Raw genomic sequence first — 16,317 nt, 5'->3', positions numbered from 1 at the left:
CGGCCGCCCCTCACGGGCTGAGCCGCTCCACCCGCCAGCCGCCGTCCGTCTCCGCCACGTAGCGCAGGCGGTCGTGCAGCCGGTTCTCCCGGCCCTGCCAGAACTCCACCGACTCCGGCACCACCCGGAAACCGCCCCAGTGCGGCGGCACCGGCACCTGCTCGCCCTCCGGGTAGCGGGCCGCCAGCTCGGCGTAGGAGGCGTCGAGATCGTCGCGGGACGTGATCACCGCGGACTGCACGCTCGCCCACGCGCCGAGCTGGGAGCCGTGCGGCCGGGTCCGGAAGTACGCCGCCGTCTCGTCCCGCCCGGTGCGCCGGGCCACCCCCCGCACGATGACCTGCCGGGCCACCGGATGCCACGGGAACAGCAGGCTGACGTGCGGGTTCTCCGCGAGGTCGCGGCCCTTGCGGGAGTCGTAGTTCGTGTAGAAGACGAAGCCGTGCGCGTCGAAGTGCTTCAGCAGCACCGTGCGGGAGGAGGGCCGCCCCTCGGCGTCCGCCGTGGAGACGACCATGGCGTTGGGCTCGAACAGGTGCGCCTCCGCCGCGGCCTGCCTGAACCAGCGCGCGAACTGCTCCACGGGAGTGGCGGCCAGATCGGCCTCGTCGAGGCCCTCCGCCCGGTACTGCTTGCGCATGGAGGCGGGATCGGGAGAAACGGTTTCTGCGTGGTCCACGCCGTCATCTTGCCGCACCGGAGCCGTCGGCAGCAGTGCCCCCGCCCACCCGAAGATGGCACTGAGTGCCGCGACACCTCCCCAAAGGTGGCACCCGGGGTTATGGTGCTTGTGCCATCCCGGTTGCGTGACCGCCGAGTGCGCGGGGCATCACCGGAGTGACCGCCCAGGACCGCGAGTCCCCGCACGGACCGCGGAGCCATCGGCGCCACCTGTCGCACACATCACGAGGAGCCGCCTGATGTCCGACTTCGTACCCGGACTCGAAGGAGTCGTCGCGTTCGAGACGGAGATCGCCGAACCCGACAAGGAGGGCGGCGCACTCCGGTACCGGGGTGTCGACATCGAGGACCTCGTCGGCCACGTCTCCTTCGGCAACGTGTGGGGCCTGCTCGTCGACGGCGCCTTCAACCCCGGCCTGCCGCCCGCCGAGCCGTTCCCCATCCCCGTCCACTCCGGCGACATCCGCGTCGACGTCCAGTCCGCGCTCGCCATGCTCGCCCCCGTCTGGGGCCTCAAACCGCTCCTCGACATCGACGCCGAGCAGGCCCGCGAGGACCTCGCCCGCGCCGCCGTCATGGCGCTGTCCTACGTCGCCCAGTCCGCCCGCGGACAGGGCCGCCCCATGGTCCCGCAGAGCGAGATCGACAAGGCCCGGTCCGTCGTCGAGCGGTTCATGATCCGCTGGCGCGGCGAGCCCGACCCCAAGCACGTCGCCGCGGTCGACGCCTACTGGACCTCCGCCGCCGAGCACGGCATGAACGCGTCCACCTTCACCGCCCGCGTCATCGCCTCCACCGGCGCGGACGTCGCCGCCGCCCTCTCCGGCGCGGTCGGTGCCATGTCCGGCCCGCTGCACGGCGGCGCCCCCTCGCGCGTCCTCGGCATGATCGAGGAGATCGAGCGCACCGGCGACGCCGAGGCCTACGTCAAGCAGGCCCTCGACAAGGGCGAACGCCTCATGGGCTTCGGCCACCGCGTCTACCGCGCCGAGGACCCCCGCGCCCGCGTGCTGCGCCGCACCGCCCGCGAGCTGGGCGCGCCGCGCTTCGAGATCGCCGAGGCCCTGGAGAAGGCCGCCCTCGCCGAACTCCACGCCCGTCGCCCGGACCGGGTCCTGGCGACCAACGTGGAGTTCTGGGCGGCCATCGTCCTCGACTTCGCCGAGGTCCCCGCCCACATGTTCACGTCGATGTTCACGTGCGCCCGCACCGCCGGCTGGTCGGCGCACATCCTGGAGCAGAAGCGCACCGGCCGCCTCGTCCGCCCCTCCGCCCGCTACACCGGCCCCGGCTCCCGCGGCCCCCGGGAGATCGAGGGATACACCGACATCGCTGACATCGCTGACATCGCTGACATCGCCGACGTCGCCCGCTGACCCGCCCGGGCGGCCGTCACGCGGGGCTGAGCAGCTCCGCGTGATGCCGCTCGGCCACCAGCGGATGGGCTCGCAGCTTGCCCTTCAGCTCGTTGAAGCCGTATTCGGCGAACAGCGGATTGGCCGGATCGTCGGTCACACCGGGCGCGGCGGAGGCGTACGGGAAGGGCAGCGGCTCCACCCGTGCGTCGAGGCGCGGGTTGTAGAAGAACGGCACGGAGAACCGCTCGACCGCGCTCGGCGGCGACACCACCCGGTGGTTGGTGGCCACCAGGTACCCGTTCGTCGCCACCTCCAGCAGCTCGCCGAGGTTGACGACGAACGCCCCGGGCAGCGGCGGGACGTCGTGGAAGAGCCCGTCCTCCCGCTGCACCTGGAGCCCGCCCACCCGGTCCTGGAGCAGCAGCGTCAGGAACCCGTAGTCCTTGTGGGCCCCCACCCCCTGACCGGTGCCGTCGCCCGCGCTCCCCGGATAGCGCACCAGCTTCAGGTGCGGATGAGCCCGCTCCCCGAACACCGGGTCGTAGAAGTCCGCGGGCGCCCCGATCGAGGCGAGCAGCTCGTGCAGCAGCCGCTGGGCGACGCCGCTGAGCCGCTCGACCCACCGCAGCGCGGCCACCCGCAGCTCGGGCAGCCCGGCGGGCCACTGGTTGGGTCCCTCCAGCCACCAGTACGCCGGCTCCCCGGGCCCCGGCACCCGCGCCGGCCGCTCCGCCCCGATGTCCAGCTGGTCCCGCCAGTCCTGCCGGCCCCCGGTCCGCTCGTCACCGGTGCGCGTGTAGCCCCGGAAGTGCGGCGAGTTCACGTTGTCGATCGCGAGCCGCTCGGCCTCGGGCAGCGCGAAGAACCGCCGCATCGCGGAGAGCAGCGCCGCCGTCTCCGCCTCGCTCACCCCGTGCCCCACGAGCTGGAAGAACCCCACGTCGTGCGCGGCGCCGTGCAGCTGCGCGCGCAACAGCTCCCGGGCCTCGGGCCCCCGGTCGGCGGCGGAGAGATCGATGATCGGCAGTTGCTGGTACGACGGGTTCGTCGACACGTTCGTCATGGTGCGTCCGCGGGGTGTACGGGGCCCGCGCGAGCGCCGTGGGTGGGGCGGGCGCACGGGTGCCAGGTGGGCAGAGAAAGGGGGGAATGCGGGCGGTTGCCGAACCGCGAAGGGGGCCGGACGGCTCAGAGGGAGCGTCGACAGCCCATGCTCGTGACGCGGACGTAGTCCACGTGGCGGCGCCGAACGAGCGAAAGCATGCGGTCAGGGTACTCCCCGCCCGCGCATTCGTGCGTGGCGTGCGTCACGTACCGGAGAATCCACGGTCGGCCTGCCCGGACGGCGGAGCCTCGAGGGGAGCCCGTGAACGCAGACGACCCGCGAGTCTGGTCCTCCGGGGGAGGGCCGGCCGGACGTACCGGCGACTCGCGGGTCGGGTGACTGCTGGGATTGGGCCGGCTGCACGCCTCTTTCACGTGCGGGTCCGGCACCGCACTCGGTGTGGTGACGGGCCGCTAGCCCGCAGCCACCTCACGCGTCCGGTTCTCGTACATTCGCCGAACCACCTCCCTTCTCGTGTGCTCGCCACCTTAAGAAGCGTCCCGCCGTCCGTTCAACCCCTTTTTCCGCGGACCCCTCCGGGGGCCGGTGGACGCGCGTGCGCCGCCCGCACGGCGCGGCGGGAACCGGGGCCGGACCCGCAACCGCGTTGACGCCCGCCCCGCCGCACGGTTGCCTGGTGCCGTGACCGATCTTCGTCTTCGCATCGCGCCGGTCGCCGGTGCGGCCATGCTCGAGCAGTGGCGGCACGTCCACAACACGATCGTGCCCCCGGCCGCCATGTCCCTCGACGAGGCACGCGCGCGTGCCGACCGCCACCGCCTGGAGAACGCCTACCTCGGTGACGTCCTCGTCGGCTGCTCGACGCTGCGGCCCCCGGCAGGCGAGGAGGCGGTGGCCACCGTCATCGCGCGCGTGCTGCCGCCGTACCGCCGCCGCGGACACGGCACCGCGCTGTACGAGAACGGTCTCGCCCACGCGCGCGTGCTGGGCGCCCGGGCGGTGGAGACGTGCGTGCTGGCCGTCAACGAGGACGGCCTGCGGTTCGCCGAGGCGCGCGGGTTCGTCGAGACGGAGCGGTACACGCTGGACGGCGAGGACGACGTCTGGGTCGACCTGCGGCTGGCCGCGCTCTAGCGGACAGCGGCGGGACCGGCGTACCCGGCGGGACCGGCGTACGACGATTCCCCGGAAATCTTGCGGGAACCATATGTGGGCTGCGTCACGTTCAAGTTGAATGAGGGCACGTGAGCGAAGCTGAGGGGGTCCGGGTGAGTGCTTCCCGCCGTAGTGGGACCACCGACGAACTGGGACCGGACGAGCCCGAGCGGCCCGGCCCGGAGGGTCCGGACGGCTCCGACCTGCTCGCCGCGCTGCTCGACGGGATGGACGCGGCCCTGTGCGCCTTCGACGCCGACGGCGTCGTCACCCACTGGAACCGCGAGGCGGAGCGCATCCTCGGCTGGACCGCCGCGGAGGCGGTCGGCCGGCGCGGCTTCGCCGGCTGGGCGGTGCGCGAGGCGGACGCCGAGGAGATCGAGGGCCGGCTGATGGCCGCGATGGGGGCGCCCGGCCGGCAGGTGCACGAGTTCGCGCTGCTCACCAAGGACGGCGGCCGGGTCCTGGTGCGCACCCAGTCCGCCGCCGTCCGCGGCCCCGACGGCAAGCCCGCCGGGCTGTACTGCGCGTTCAGCGAGGTGCACACCCAGATCGACCTGGAGCGCTCCATCGCCCTGAGCGAGGCCCTCTTCGCGGACGCGTCCTGGGGCGTGGTCCTCGTCGACGCCGACCTGCGCCCCGCCGTCGTCAACGCGCACGCCGCCCGCGCGCTCGGCACGGGCCGTACGGCGGTCCTGGGCCGTCCGCTGGGCGACCTGCTCACCCGGGGCGTCGAGGAGCTGGAGAACGCGCTCACGCACGTCCTCGCCGAGGGTGCCCCGCCCGCGCCCGCCGAGCTGTGGGTGGGGGTGCGGACCCCGGACGGCGAGAAGCGGCGCTGCTGGCGCAGCGGCTTCGTGCGGCTCGCCTCCCCGCTCGCCGAGGAGCCGGTGCCGCTCGGCGTCGGCTGGCTGTTCCAGGACGTCACCGAGGCCAAGAAGGTCGAGCAGGAGGCGGCCCTGCTGCGGTTCCGGACGAACCAGCTGCACCGGGCGTCGCGGGCTGCCGCCGAGTGCGAGGACCCGGCGGAGGCGGCGACCGTCCACCTCGACTTCGCCCTCGCCGGCTTCGCCGACCACGCCGTGATCGACCGGGTCGCCGGCGCGCCGAGGACGGACGGGGAGTCGGACGCCCCGCCGCGTCTGGTGCGGGTGGCGGCCACCCCCTCGGGCGGACCGGGCCCCAGCGTCCTCACCGGCCACGCCGGGCTGCCCGTGGGGTACGCGGAGAGCCACCCGGCGCTCCAGTGCGTGACCCGCGCCGGCTCGGTGCGCGCCTCCGCGGGCAAGGTGGCGCCGGACCGGGCCGTCGAGTGGGCGCGGGCGCGTCAGTGGCCCGAGGACACCGTGCACGCGCTCTGCGCGGTCCTGCGCAGCCGCGGCCGCACCCTGGGCGTCGTGACGTTCCTGCGCGCGGCGGGCCGTACGGCCTTCGAGCGCTCCGACGCGACCTACGCCGAGGACGTCGCCGTCCGGATGGCGGCCGCCCTCGACCTCGCCGGCCGCGTCGGTCCCGCCGGGAGCGGCGACGAGGTCTGACGCGCGCGGGAGCCCGTCACCGCGGGCGCGGCCCCTCAGCGCCGGTAGAAGATCCGGTCCCGGTACTCGTCCATGATCCGGCCGTTCCAGTCGTGGCCGCCGTCGACGTTGCCGGAGCGCAGCAGCGGGGGCTCGACGCCGCGTTCCGCGAGGGAGGCGGCCGCGGTGGCCACGACCGCCTGGAGCAGGGCCGTGGTGACGACGGTGGAGGCGGGCGCGAAGGGCGCGGGGACGGTGTCGAGGGTCAGCTCGGCGTCCCCGACGGCGATCTTCGAGTCCAGGACGAGGTCGCAGTGGTCCTTGAGGAACGTCCCCGACCGGTGCCGGGACGTCGTCTCGGCGGCGTACGCCACCGAGGTCACGCCGATGACCTTGACGCCCAGGGCGCGCGCGCCGAGGGCCATCTCCACCGGGAGGGCGTTGCGGCCCGACAGCGAGACGATCACCAGGGCGTCGCCCGCGCGCACCGGCGAGGTCTCCAGGACCGCGCTCGCCAGGCCGTCGACGCGCTCCAGGGCGGAGCCGAGGGTGGCGGGCGTGACGTCGACGCCCACGACGCCCGGCACCGCGAGCAGGTTCATCAGGGCCAGGCCTCCCGCGCGGTAGACGACGTCCTGCGCGGCGAGGGAGGAATGGCCGGCGCCGAAGGCGAACAGGCGTCCGCCGCAGGCCACGGTGTCGGCGAGGAGGACGCCGGCGGCCTCCACGGCCTCCGCCTCCTCGTCGCGAACCCGCTGCAACAGGCCGATCGCGGCGTCGAAGAACTGCGCGGCGGGCGTGCGGTCACTCATCCGAGGGGCCCCTTTGCCGAATCCGGTGTCCGTGTCCGTGTCGCGGATCACCGTGCGGTCCGGACCAGCGCCCTGTCAACACGGCCGGGGAGCCGCGGCCCCGGCGCAACCCCCTCGTTCCGGCGGCGCGGCACGCTTGTCGGTGGTATCCGGCAGAATTGAGGCCAGGGCCAGCGCACGAGCCGGAGAGCCGTCCAGCCTCCGGCCATCTCATCGAGGGGCACGTATGTCCGGACTGATCGACACCACGGAGATGTATCTCCGCACCATCCTCGAGCTGGAGGAGGAAGGTGTGGTCCCCATGCGCGCCCGGATCGCCGAGCGGCTCGACCAGAGCGGGCCGACGGTCAGCCAGACGGTGGCCCGTATGGAGCGGGACGGCCTGGTCTCCGTGGCCAGTGACCGGCACCTGGAGCTGACGGACGAGGGCCGCCGCCTCGCCACGCGCGTGATGCGCAAGCACCGCCTGGCCGAGTGTCTCCTCGTCGACGTGATCGGCCTGGAGTGGGAGCAGGTCCACGCGGAGGCGTGCCGCTGGGAGCACGTGATGAGCGAGGCCGTCGAGCGCCGGGTCCTCGAACTGCTGCGTCACCCCACCGAGTCGCCGTACGGCAACCCCATCCCGGGCCTGGAGGAGTTGGGGGAGAAGGACATCGCCGATCCCTTCCTGGACGAGGGCATGGTGTCGCTGGCCGACCTCGACCCGGGCCTGGAGGGCAAGACGGTCGTCGTGCGCCGCATCGGCGAGCCGATCCAGACGGACGCGCAGCTGATGTACACGCTGCGGCGGGCCGGCGTGCAGCCGGGCTCGGTGGTGAGCGTGACGGAGTCGGCCGGCGGCGTACTGGTCGGCAGTGGCGGCGAGGCGGCCGAACTGGGGGCGGACATCGCCTCCCACGTGTTCGTCGCCAAGCGTTGACGCCCGCGTCGGCCCACTTGCTGAGCGTTGTTCAACTCCTGAGGCTGCCGGGTTAGTTGAGGCGTCCTGTCGATCTCGTCGAATCGGTGATTCCCTGTGTCGAACCGCAGCGCTCCGGCGCCGTGCGTGCCAGGCTGTCGCGTGAGGCATATGACCTGAGGGGGCGGGATGATGTGCCGCGGATCATGGGAGGGCCCCGGCGCCCTGCGGCGCCGGGGCCTGTCCTCCCCTGTTCTGACCTGGAGCCCCGAGCTCTCAAGGTCATTCCCTGCGGACCGGTTTCCCCGAGCGGTCCGCCCCCTGCTGAAGATCTCCCCCCGGTGGCGGCGATCATTCCTTGAGGGGGGTCACTCGAACGAGGGGTGTTCCTCGCGGAAGCAGATGTTTTCGAATGGACACTCGATAGCGTGCGGGTGAGGGGCTCGTGCGGGACGCGGTGCGCGGGGCGCGCGGGCAGTGAGGCAGTGAGCAGCACAGCGGTACGACGGCGGACACGACGCGTGACCGGACCGGCCGGCTCGAGCGGGAGCGGGGGGTCCGAGCGGGAGCGAGGGGGTGCCAGGAGCTATGGCGCGACGCATCGACGTGACCGGGGCGGGCGGTGTACGCCTGGCGGCCTGGGAGTTCGGCGACCCACCCAAGAAGGACCCGGCGGAGAACGGGCCGGAAGCCGTGATTCCGTCCCAGTCGGCCGGGACACCGGGCGGTGAACCGGCCGGGGCGGGTGGGGAGTGGTCCGCACCGGCGGCCGCCGAGCGCACCACCGGGGTGCTGTTACTGCACGGTCTGATGGGCCGGGCCTCGCACTGGGCGTCCACCGCCCGCTGGCTCTCCGAGCGGCACCGCGCCGTCGCCCTCGACCAGCGGGGCCACGGCCGGAGCGACAAGCCGCCGCGGGCCGCCTTCACGCGCGAGGCGTACGTCGAGGACGCCGAGGCCGCCCTCGAACAGCTCGGCCTCGCCCCCGCCGTCCTCGTCGGCCACGCCATGGGCGCCCTGACCGCCTGGCAGCTCGCCGCCAAGCGCCCCGACCTGATCTCCGGCGTGATCATCTGCGACATGCGCGCCTCCGCGCTCGGCGCGGCCTCGCAGCGCGAGTGGGCCGACTGGTTCACGTCCTGGCCCCTCCCCTTCGCCACCCTCGCCGACGTCCGCAAGTGGTTCGGCGAGGACGACCCCTGGGTGGAGCGGCCCAACCCGGCGCGCGGCGAGTTCTACGCCGAGGTGATGCAGGAGTCCGCCGACGGCTGGCGCCCCGTCTTCGAACCCGAGCAGATGCTCAAGTCCCGTGAGACCTGGGTCTACGACGCCCACTGGGAGGAACTCGCCCAGGTCGACTGCCCCACCCTGGTCGTCCGCGGCCTGAACGGCGAACTGGGGCGCGCGGAGGCGCAGGAGATGGTGCGGGTGCTGCCGCGCGGGGAGTACGCGGAGGTGGCCGACGCCGGTCACCTCGTGCACTACGACCAGCCGGAGGGCTGGCGGGCGGCCATCGAGCCGTTCCTGGACGGGGTGCTGGCCCGCTGAGCGGGCCTGCGGGGGAGACCGGGCGCCTCCGCGCGAGGCGCCCCTCCGAAGACGCGCCTGGGGTCTACCGGTCCCTGCCGCACGCGTAGGCCAGCGGGGAGATCAGCTCCTCCGCGTCCGGCAGCCAGCGGTTGGCGGGCGTGGGCCGGCAGGCCCACTGCACGGCCCCCCGCGACCCGAACCGTGTGGGCGGCGCCGCCACGTACGCCCCCTCGCCCAGCGCGACGAGGTCGAGGGAGGACGGCGTCCACCCCAACGTGCGGAGGAGGTCCGGCACTTTGGCCGCGGCCCCGGGAAGGACGAAGAAGTGCATCCGCCGGTCCGGCGCCGACGTGACCGGGCCCAGCGTCGACTCCATCCGCTCCATCCGCGCCAGCGCCAGGAACCCGGCCGTCTCCGGCACGGAGATCGCGTCGAAGGTCCGCCCGGTCGGCAGCAGGATCGACGCGCCGGGCTGCTTCTGCCACATGCGCCGCGCGACGGTCGCGCTGCCCGTCGCCTGCGTCGCCCAGTCGGGCCGGGCCGGGTGCGCCCCGGGTGCCGGACACGCCGCGTCGCCGCAGGAGCAGCGCTGCGTCCCGTCGACGGCTTCCAGCCAGGTGCCGGGGACGACCTCCCAGTGGCGTTCCTCGACGTAGCGAACAGCGGTCTCCAGCAGCGATTCCCCGCGCTGCTTCGGGATCTGGGTGGCCTCGGCGCCCGCGATGGTCTCTTCCACGATGAACACAACTCCGGGCGTCACCAGGGGTTACGGCCCGCCCACGTGCGCGGGGGAGGAGCACCGGCTCCCCGTCCGGGGCGCACGGGTGCATGACCGGGGGCGCGCGGGAGGAACGAGCGCGTGAGCGGGTAGTGAGGCTTGGGGGAAGCTTCCGTCTTTACCCAGGCAATCCTCGCATGCCTCGCATTCTCGTCCTGTCCGCGGGGCATTGATCTTCACGGCCGGAACTTTTCGGTGGAAGACACATCAACTCGGTGCGCGGGAAAGGCACCGCAGCCACAGGGGGTAGTGCCAATGGCCGCAAGGCCTCTCGTCGCGCGGCAGCCGAACGAACGGCTGCAGGCGCTCATCCAGGAAGCCGGATGCTCGAACGCCGGGCTCGCCCGCCGCGTGAACATGTGCGGCGCCGAGCACGGTCTCGACCTGCGCTACGACAAGACGTCCGTGGCCCGTTGGCTGCGCGGACAGCAGCCGCGGGGACGCGCCCCGGCGGTCATCGCCGAGGCCCTGGGCCGCAAACTCGGCCGCACGGTCACGATCGACGAGATCGGCATGGCCAACGGCAAGAACCTCGCGTCGGGTGTCGGTCTCCAGTACTCGCCGACGGTACTGGGGGCCATCGAGCAGGTCTGCGAGCTGTGGCGCAGCGACGTGGGCCGGCGGGACTTCCTCTCGGGGGCGTCCGTGGCCGCCTCCGCGCTGGTCGAACCGAGCCGTGACTGGCTGATCTCCTCGCCCGACGCGCAGGTGGCGCGCTCGGCCGGCCCCCGGGTGGGCCTGTCCGACGTGGCGGCGGTGAAGGCGATGACCCGGGCGCTGGTCGAACTGGACCACCAGTACGGCAGCGGGCATGTGCGCCCGGTCGTCGTGCACTACCTCAACAGCGTCGTCTCCGGCCTGCTCGCCGGCTCCTACCGGGAGGCGGTGGGGCGCGAACTCTTCTCGTCCGCGGCCCGGCTCACCGAACTGGCGGGCTACATGGCCGTCGACACCGGGCAGCCCGGCCTCGCCCAGCGCTACTACATCCAGGCCCTGCGCCTCGCCCAGGCGGCGGGCGACCGCGGCTACGGCGGCTACGTGCTCGCCGCCTCCATGAGCCACCTCGCCGCCCAGCTCGGGAACCCGCGCGAGATCGCCCAGTTGGCGCGCGCGGCGCAGGAAGGGGCGCGAGGGCGGGTGACGCCGCGCGCGGAGGCCATGTTCCACGCCGCCGAGGCCCGCGGGCACGCCCTGCTGGGTGACGTACGGGCGGCTCACGCGGCGTCCGGGCGGGCCGTGTCGGCGCTGGAGGCGGCCGATCCGGCGGCCGGGGACGACCCGGCGTGGATCGCGCACTTCGACGAGGCCTATCTGGCCGACGAGTTGGCGCACTGCCACCGCGACCTCGGCCAGGCCGAGGCGGCGGCGCGCTGCGCGGAGCAGTCGCTGGCCGGGCACCCGGAGAGCCGGGCCCGCCGACGGGCCATCGGATATGTGCTGTTGGCCACGGCGCAGGTGCAGCAGCGGGAGGTCGAGCAGGCCTGCAACACCGGTACGAAAGCGGTGGAGTTGCTGGAGACGCTCCGTTCCGACCGCGGTGCCGAGTACCTGGAGGACCTCCAGCAGCGGCTGGAACCGTTCCGGGAGGAGCCCGTGGTCAGGGAGTTCGGGGCGCGGCTGGAACTCCAGGCCGCCGCGTGAACATCCGGGGCGCCGTGGCGTGAACGGCCGGGGAACGGCCCGCCGCCACACGGCCGGCGGCGGGTACGGCGCACGGCGCTCCGGTCCTTTGGCCGTCGCACGAAGGGGAGATCACGACCTGAGCTGCGTGGCACGGGGTTCCGGGGACCCGGTAGCGTGAGCCGACGATTCCGAAGGTCCCCCATCAGCAGGAGTCCCGGTGACGCAGAGTGGACAGGGCGAGGAGCCCTCGGCGCGGCCCGCGCGCGAAGGCATCGTGCTGCCCTCCGACGGCGGGGAACCCCTGCTGCCGGGCACGGCGAACGGCCCGCGGCACGATCCCCACGCCGGCCGGCAGCAGTACGGCCGGGAGCCCTCGCCCCCGCCGGCCGACGGGCAGACCTGGGACCCGTCCTGGGGACCGGGACAGCAGTCGGAGTACCAGCCCGGGCACCGGTCCGGGCAGCAGCCGGGGCAGGCCTGGCCGCCCCCGGCGGACCAGCAGCAGTGGGGCGGGGACCGGCAGTGGGACACCCCGCAGCCGACCGGCCCCGACGCGTGGCGGGCCGCACCGCAGCCCGGACCCGGTCAGGGCGCCGGCCCGCTGCCGCCCGAGGGCGCCCCCGCGCCGTCGTACGGCCACGGTGTGCCGGCCGCGCCGCTGCCTCCCATGGCCGACGGCGCCACCCAGTACATACCCCCCGTCTCCGCGTCCGGGCCCGCGCCCGTGGACGACGGGGCCACCCAGTACATACCGCCGGTCTCCGCGTCCGCGCCGCTGGACGAGGGGGCCACCCAGTACATACCGCCCGTCCCCGCACCGGGGCCGGGCGACGAGGGCGCGACGCAGTACCTCCCGCCGGTCGCGCCGGGCATGCCGGGCGCCCTGCCGCCCGAGTCCCCCTCGGAGTCCACCCACTTCCTGGGCCGCGCCCAGCACGGTCCGGGACCCCAGGCCGCCCACGGCGGGCAGCACGGCTCCCACGCCGACGCCGAGGCCACCCAGTACATCCCGCCGGTGACCGGCCAGGGTCCGTACGGCGCCGGCGAGAAGCAGCCGCCCGCCGAGTTCGACAACCTCTTCCGCAGCGGCCCCGCCGACGACGGCCCGGCCGGGTCCACGCAGCAGATGCCGCGCTTCTCGGAGCCGGAGCCCCCCGGCCGCGGCGCCCACCCCGCCGCCCACGCCCAGCCCTCGTACACGCCGCCCGGCGGCGGCTCCGGCGGTCGGCGCGCCATGCGTGACGACGACCACCGGGGCGGCGGCCGCAGCGGCTCGCGGGTGCCGCTGTTCGCGGCGGTCGGCGTGGCCCTCGTCGTCGTCGGGGTCGGCGCGGGCGCCCTGCTCTCCGGCGGGGGCGATGACGAGCAGGGCGACGACAACGCGACCGTCGCCGCGTCACAGCCCGCCGCCGAGGGCTCCGCCTCGGCGTCCGCCGATCCGGCCGAGCAGCAGGCGATCGCCCTGGACAAGCTGCTCGCGGACAGCGGCAGCAGCCGGGCGACCGTGATCGGCGCGGTCGCCGACGTGAAGAGGTGCGACAACCTCGCCCAGGCCGCCTCCGACCTGAGGGACGCGGCGAAGCAGCGCACCGGACTGGTGACCGCGCTGTCCGGCCTGGCCGTCGACAAGCTGCCGGACCACGCCAGGCTGACCGCCGCGCTCACCAAGGCGTGGCAGGCCTCGGCCTCCGCCGACGACCACTACGCGGCCTGGGCCGACCAGGTGGCCGCCGACAAGGGCAAGCTCTGCAAGAAGGGCCAGGCCCGCAGCACGGGCCGGACGCAGCAGGCCAACCGCGCGAGCGGCACGGCCAGCGCCCAGAAGACGCAGGCCGCCACGTTGTGGAACACGATCGCGAAGACGTACGGACTGACGGAGCGGCAGCCGACACAGCTGTGACCCGGGGAGGGGCCCGGCCGGCGTCGGCCTCAGTCGACGTCGGCGTTCTCCAGCGTCCTCGTGACGTCGACGAAGCCCTTCTTGGCCGCCGCCAGCCGGCCCTGCTTCACGGTCTGCAGGGTCACGTTGGCGTTGACCAGGCGGGGGAAGCCGATCGACGCGAGCTGGTCGGTGAACTCCCAGCGCAGGGTGGGCGTGAGCCCGCCCGTGCCGATCCGCAGGCCGTCGTCGAGGGCGCCGGTGACGGTGTCGGCGGTCACCGCGCCGCCGCCCAGCGACTCCACGGCCTTCCTGAACACGGTGTAGGCGATCCAGGTGGTCTGCACGCCCGTGTCCGCGGGGTCGATCCGGGTGTCGGAGAAGGCGCTCTCGCTGATCACCTTCTTCATCGGGTCCCAGCGCGGATCGCTCGCCACCGGGTACCAGCCGGTGACGTACGCCCCCTCGAAGGCGCTGGACGCGCCGCCGGTGGAGTTGATGACCGTCTGGTCGACGCTGCCGAGGACGGTGGCGGTGCTCACGTCGGGGTAGTCCCCGCGGGCGCGCCGGAAGGAGTCCATGAAGGTGCCGGTGCGGTCGCCGAGGGCGGGGACCACGCACCCGCCGTCGCCCTTGCCGGCCTTGCCCGTGCCGTCGGCCCGTCCGGTCCCGCTCGTCGAGGTCACCTCCTTCAGGGCGGCGTCGGCCTGGGCCGAGTACTCGGTGGCGTCCTCCGCGGCCAGCTGGTCCACGGCCTTGTCGTGGCCGCCCGCCGTGAGGCCGGCGTCGAGCATGGCGGGCAGGGTGTCGCCCGCGATGGTGTCGGGGCGCACGAGGGCGACGCGGTCGCAGTCCGCGGCGAGTTCCTTGCCGAGGCCGGCCAGCAGGGCCGGCTGGCCGCCGTTGACGGGGTAGGAGAGCGGACTGGTGAACTCGGCGTTGGTGACGCCGTAGCCGCCGATGTAGGGGATGCCGGCGCCTTCCAGGTACGGGAGGAAGGAGTCGGAGCGCTGGCTGTAGGAGCCGACGACGGCGACCGCCCCCGCCTTCACGGCCTGCCGCGCGCACTTCGCGGCGCCCACGCCGCTGTTGTGGTCGTTGCAGGTGAGGACCTCGAGCTTGCGGCCGTTCAGCCCGCCGCCGGCGTTGACCCACCGGGCGTAGGCGCGGGCGAAGGCGGGCATGCCGGGCTTGTTGGTGGCCGCGGTGCCCTCGGGCGCCCAGGTCATGACGACGATCGGGCCGTCCCCGGAGCCCCCCGTGGCACCGGGGACGAGCCCGCAGCCGGCAGCGAGCGACGCACACGCCACGAGGGCGCCCGCCGACCGGACGGTGGTGGTGAAAGACCTGGTGGGGCGGAGGAACCTGAGGAGGAAAGTGCTTCGCGTGCGTTGCCTGCCGGTCATGTCCCTGCACGATTCCGCCACACGGCCAACCTCCGAGTGACCCACGGTCAACGGAGGGTGACGGAGAGGTGAATTGCGGGGGCCGACGCGACCCGCGGGGCGGGGAAACGTACGATCGACGACCGTGCAAGGTTCGGAGAACTCTTCCCGTCGCGGCCGTCGCTCCTCCACCATGGGCGGCATGCCCCTCAACGACATGCCGTGGTGGCGCTGGCGCAGCAATGTGCGCTCCGCGCTGCACATGCTCTCCGACCCGGTGTTCCAGCGGGACGTCTGGCTGGCCGGCGTGGACGGGTACGGGGACGTCACCGACGCCGTGTACCGCCTGGTCGAGGACACCTGGCTCGACAACTGGTCCGCCGAGAAGTACGTCGGCACGATCTTCCGCGACTCGCAGGAGGCGGCGCTCGTCGACACCGCCGTCCTGCGCGTCCTGCGGATCATGCACCAGGTCGGGCCGGACGCCCCGGTCTCCGCCTACGTCGACCACGAGGGCTGGCCGGACGCGGTCCGGGCGGCGCGCGACGCCCACGTGCGCATGGCGGTGGCCGACGGCGAGGAGCCGGACACCCCGCCGCGCACGCTCGAAGTGCTGCGGATCATGACGCGGACGGCCTGACGGACGGCGTGACGGACGGGATTCCGCCCTGCGGACGGATTTCCCGCGGGTGCGACCTGTCGTGAGACCCTGTGCTGCATGAGTGAGCAGTCCACCCGCGCCACGGCGACCCTCGCCGACCAGTACGTCCTCACGCTGTCCTGCCCCGACAAGCAGGGCATCGTGCACGCCGTGTCCAGCTACCTGTTCATGACCGGCTGCAACATCGAGGACAGCCAGCAGTTCGGCGACCACGACACGGGACTGTTCTTCATGCGCGTCCACTTCTCGGCGGAGTCGCCGGTGACCGTGGACAAGCTGCGGGCGAGCTTCGCGGCGATCGGCGACTCCTTCCACATGGACTGGCAGATCAACCGGGCCGACGAGAAGATGCGCATCGTCCTGATGGTCAGCAGGTTCGGCCACTGCCTGAACGACCTGCTGTTCCGCGCCCGGACCGGCGCGCTGCCGGTGGAGATCGCGGCCGTGGTGTCCAACCACACCGACTTCGCCGAGCTGGTGGGTTCGTACGGCATCCCCTTCCACCACATCGCGGTGACGAAGGAGAACAAGGCCGAGGCGGAGGCGCGACTGCTGGAGATCGTCCGCGAGGAGGGCGTCGAGCTGGTCGTGCTGGCCCGCTACATGCAGGTCCTCTCGGACGACCTGTGCAAGCAGCTCAGCGGGAGGATCATCAACATCCACCACTCGTTCCTGCCGAGCTTCAAGGGCGCCAAGCCGTACCACCAGGCGCACGCGCGGGGCGTGAAGCTGATCGGCGCGACGGCCCACTACGTGACGGCCGACCTCGACGAGGGACCGATCATCGAGCAGGAGGTCGAGCGGGTCGGGCACGACGTCACGCCGGACCAGCTCGTGGCCGTCGGCCGGGACGTGGAGTGCCAGGCGCTGGCGCGGGCCGTGAAGTGGCACGCGGAGCGCCGGATCCTGCTGAACGGGCGGCGGACGGTCGTCTTCGCGTAGGCCGTTGCGCTGCGTGGTGCCACCGCCGGGCT

Annotated in this window: 14 protein-coding genes; 9 read left to right on the top strand and 5 right to left on the bottom strand. The window is 73.6% G+C overall.

All coding sequences use genetic code 11. The features are described 5' to 3' along the window. Positions 1–10: 10 nt before the first annotated feature. The gene (gene pdxH / locus ACH4N1_RS11560; RefSeq protein WP_398096687.1) at positions 11–640 is read right to left on the bottom strand and encodes a pyridoxamine 5'-phosphate oxidase; all 630 of its coding nucleotides are present in this window, start codon (positions 638–640) and stop codon (positions 11–13) included. A 280-nt stretch (positions 641–920) separates the two neighbouring features. Here pdxH and ACH4N1_RS11555 point away from each other — a divergent pair, with 280 nt between their 5' ends. Then, on the top strand, positions 921–2,057 hold the full coding sequence (locus tag ACH4N1_RS11555) for a citrate synthase 2 (protein WP_398096392.1): 1,137 nt from the start codon (positions 921–923) through the stop codon (positions 2,055–2,057). A gap of 16 nt (positions 2,058–2,073) precedes the next feature. On the opposite strand, the gene ACH4N1_RS11550 is transcribed toward ACH4N1_RS11555, so the two are convergent. Continuing rightward, positions 2,074–3,102, bottom strand: coding sequence for a 2-oxoglutarate and iron-dependent oxygenase domain-containing protein (locus ACH4N1_RS11550; RefSeq protein ID WP_366060352.1), 1,029 nt, complete (start codon positions 3,100–3,102; stop codon positions 2,074–2,076). A 684-nt stretch (positions 3,103–3,786) separates the two neighbouring features. Between ACH4N1_RS11550 and ACH4N1_RS11545 the strand changes: the two genes are divergently transcribed. Together ACH4N1_RS11545 and ACH4N1_RS11540 are read left to right on the top strand one after the other, a co-directional pair. Further along, positions 3,787–4,239, top strand: coding sequence for a GNAT family N-acetyltransferase (locus ACH4N1_RS11545; protein WP_398096390.1), 453 nt, complete (start codon positions 3,787–3,789; stop codon positions 4,237–4,239). A gap of 134 nt (positions 4,240–4,373) precedes the next feature. Next, on the top strand, positions 4,374–5,798 hold the full coding sequence (locus ACH4N1_RS11540) for a PAS domain-containing protein (RefSeq protein ID WP_398096685.1): 1,425 nt from the start codon (positions 4,374–4,376) through the stop codon (positions 5,796–5,798). A gap of 35 nt (positions 5,799–5,833) precedes the next feature. On the opposite strand, the gene ACH4N1_RS11535 is transcribed toward ACH4N1_RS11540, so the two are convergent. Next, positions 5,834–6,589 carry an SIS domain-containing protein gene (locus ACH4N1_RS11535; protein ID WP_398096388.1) on the bottom strand — a complete coding sequence of 252 codons (756 nt, stop codon included), beginning with the start codon at positions 6,587–6,589 and terminating at the stop codon, positions 5,834–5,836. Positions 6,590–6,815: 226 nt separating this feature from the next. Here ACH4N1_RS11535 and ACH4N1_RS11530 point away from each other — a divergent pair, with 226 nt between their 5' ends. Both ACH4N1_RS11530 and ACH4N1_RS11525 read left to right on the top strand, forming a co-directional pair. Continuing rightward, positions 6,816–7,508, top strand: coding sequence for a metal-dependent transcriptional regulator (locus ACH4N1_RS11530; protein WP_392243534.1), 693 nt, complete (start codon positions 6,816–6,818; stop codon positions 7,506–7,508). Positions 7,509–8,075: 567 nt separating this feature from the next. Continuing rightward, a complete protein-coding gene (locus ACH4N1_RS11525; RefSeq protein WP_398096387.1) occupies positions 8,076–9,035 on the top strand; it encodes an alpha/beta fold hydrolase in 960 nt (319 codons plus the stop codon). A gap of 64 nt (positions 9,036–9,099) precedes the next feature. Here ACH4N1_RS11525 and ACH4N1_RS11520 read toward each other — a convergent pair whose 3' ends face one another. Beyond that, on the bottom strand, positions 9,100–9,762 hold the full coding sequence (locus ACH4N1_RS11520) for a bifunctional DNA primase/polymerase (RefSeq protein WP_398096385.1): 663 nt from the start codon (positions 9,760–9,762) through the stop codon (positions 9,100–9,102). A 288-nt stretch (positions 9,763–10,050) separates the two neighbouring features. On the opposite strand from ACH4N1_RS11520, the gene ACH4N1_RS11515 reads away from it, so the two are divergent. Both ACH4N1_RS11515 and ACH4N1_RS11510 read left to right on the top strand, forming a co-directional pair. Next, positions 10,051–11,436 (top strand): transcriptional regulator, encoded by a 1,386-nt coding sequence (locus ACH4N1_RS11515; protein ID WP_398096383.1) that lies wholly within the window; start codon positions 10,051–10,053, stop codon positions 11,434–11,436. Positions 11,437–11,635: 199 nt separating this feature from the next. Continuing rightward, positions 11,636–13,318 carry a hypothetical protein gene (locus ACH4N1_RS11510; RefSeq protein ID WP_398096382.1) on the top strand — a complete coding sequence of 561 codons (1,683 nt, stop codon included), beginning with the start codon at positions 11,636–11,638 and terminating at the stop codon, positions 13,316–13,318. A 29-nt stretch (positions 13,319–13,347) separates the two neighbouring features. On the opposite strand, the gene ACH4N1_RS11505 is transcribed toward ACH4N1_RS11510, so the two are convergent. Continuing rightward, positions 13,348–14,703, bottom strand: a complete 1,356-nt coding sequence (locus ACH4N1_RS11505) for an ABC transporter substrate-binding protein (RefSeq protein ID WP_398096380.1) — start codon at positions 14,701–14,703, stop codon at positions 13,348–13,350. A 172-nt stretch (positions 14,704–14,875) separates the two neighbouring features. Between ACH4N1_RS11505 and ACH4N1_RS11500 the strand changes: the two genes are divergently transcribed. After that, complete coding sequence (locus ACH4N1_RS11500; RefSeq protein WP_398096684.1) at positions 14,876–15,322, top strand: hypothetical protein; 447 nt, start codon at positions 14,876–14,878, stop codon at positions 15,320–15,322. 78 nt (positions 15,323–15,400) lie between these two features. Then, positions 15,401–16,285 carry a formyltetrahydrofolate deformylase gene (gene purU / locus ACH4N1_RS11495; protein ID WP_382787888.1) on the top strand — a complete coding sequence of 295 codons (885 nt, stop codon included), beginning with the start codon at positions 15,401–15,403 and terminating at the stop codon, positions 16,283–16,285. Positions 16,286–16,317: the final 32 nt, after the last annotated feature.

Origin of the sequence: Streptomyces sp. NPDC017202 (assembly GCF_044331705.1) — a bacterium.
In the GTDB taxonomy this organism is placed as follows: Bacteria; Actinomycetota; Actinomycetes; order Streptomycetales; family Streptomycetaceae; genus Streptomyces.
Note: the sequence above shows the minus strand (reverse complement) of the source record. Positions and strands in the feature narration are given on the sequence as shown.

Bases quoted from the DNA above. Each gene is read 5' to 3' on its own strand.
- pdxH (WP_398096687.1), bottom strand. From the start codon at position 640: ATGCGCAAGCAGTACCGGGCGGAGGGCCTCGACGAGGCCGATCTGGCC.
- ACH4N1_RS11555 (WP_398096392.1), top strand. From the start codon at position 921: ATGTCCGACTTCGTACCCGGACTCGAAGGAGTCGTCGCGTTCGAGACG.
- ACH4N1_RS11550 (WP_366060352.1), bottom strand. From the start codon at position 3,102: ATGACGAACGTGTCGACGAACCCGTCGTACCAGCAACTGCCGATCATC.
- ACH4N1_RS11535 (WP_398096388.1), bottom strand. From the start codon at position 6,589: ATGAGTGACCGCACGCCCGCCGCGCAGTTCTTCGACGCCGCGATCGGC.
- ACH4N1_RS11530 (WP_392243534.1), top strand. From the start codon at position 6,816: ATGTCCGGACTGATCGACACCACGGAGATGTATCTCCGCACCATCCTC.
- ACH4N1_RS11525 (WP_398096387.1), top strand. From the start codon at position 8,076: ATGGCGCGACGCATCGACGTGACCGGGGCGGGCGGTGTACGCCTGGCG.
- ACH4N1_RS11515 (WP_398096383.1), top strand. From the start codon at position 10,051: ATGGCCGCAAGGCCTCTCGTCGCGCGGCAGCCGAACGAACGGCTGCAG.
- ACH4N1_RS11505 (WP_398096380.1), bottom strand. From the start codon at position 14,703: ATGACCGGCAGGCAACGCACGCGAAGCACTTTCCTCCTCAGGTTCCTC.
- ACH4N1_RS11500 (WP_398096684.1), top strand. From the start codon at position 14,876: ATGGGCGGCATGCCCCTCAACGACATGCCGTGGTGGCGCTGGCGCAGC.
- purU (WP_382787888.1), top strand. From the start codon at position 15,401: ATGAGTGAGCAGTCCACCCGCGCCACGGCGACCCTCGCCGACCAGTAC.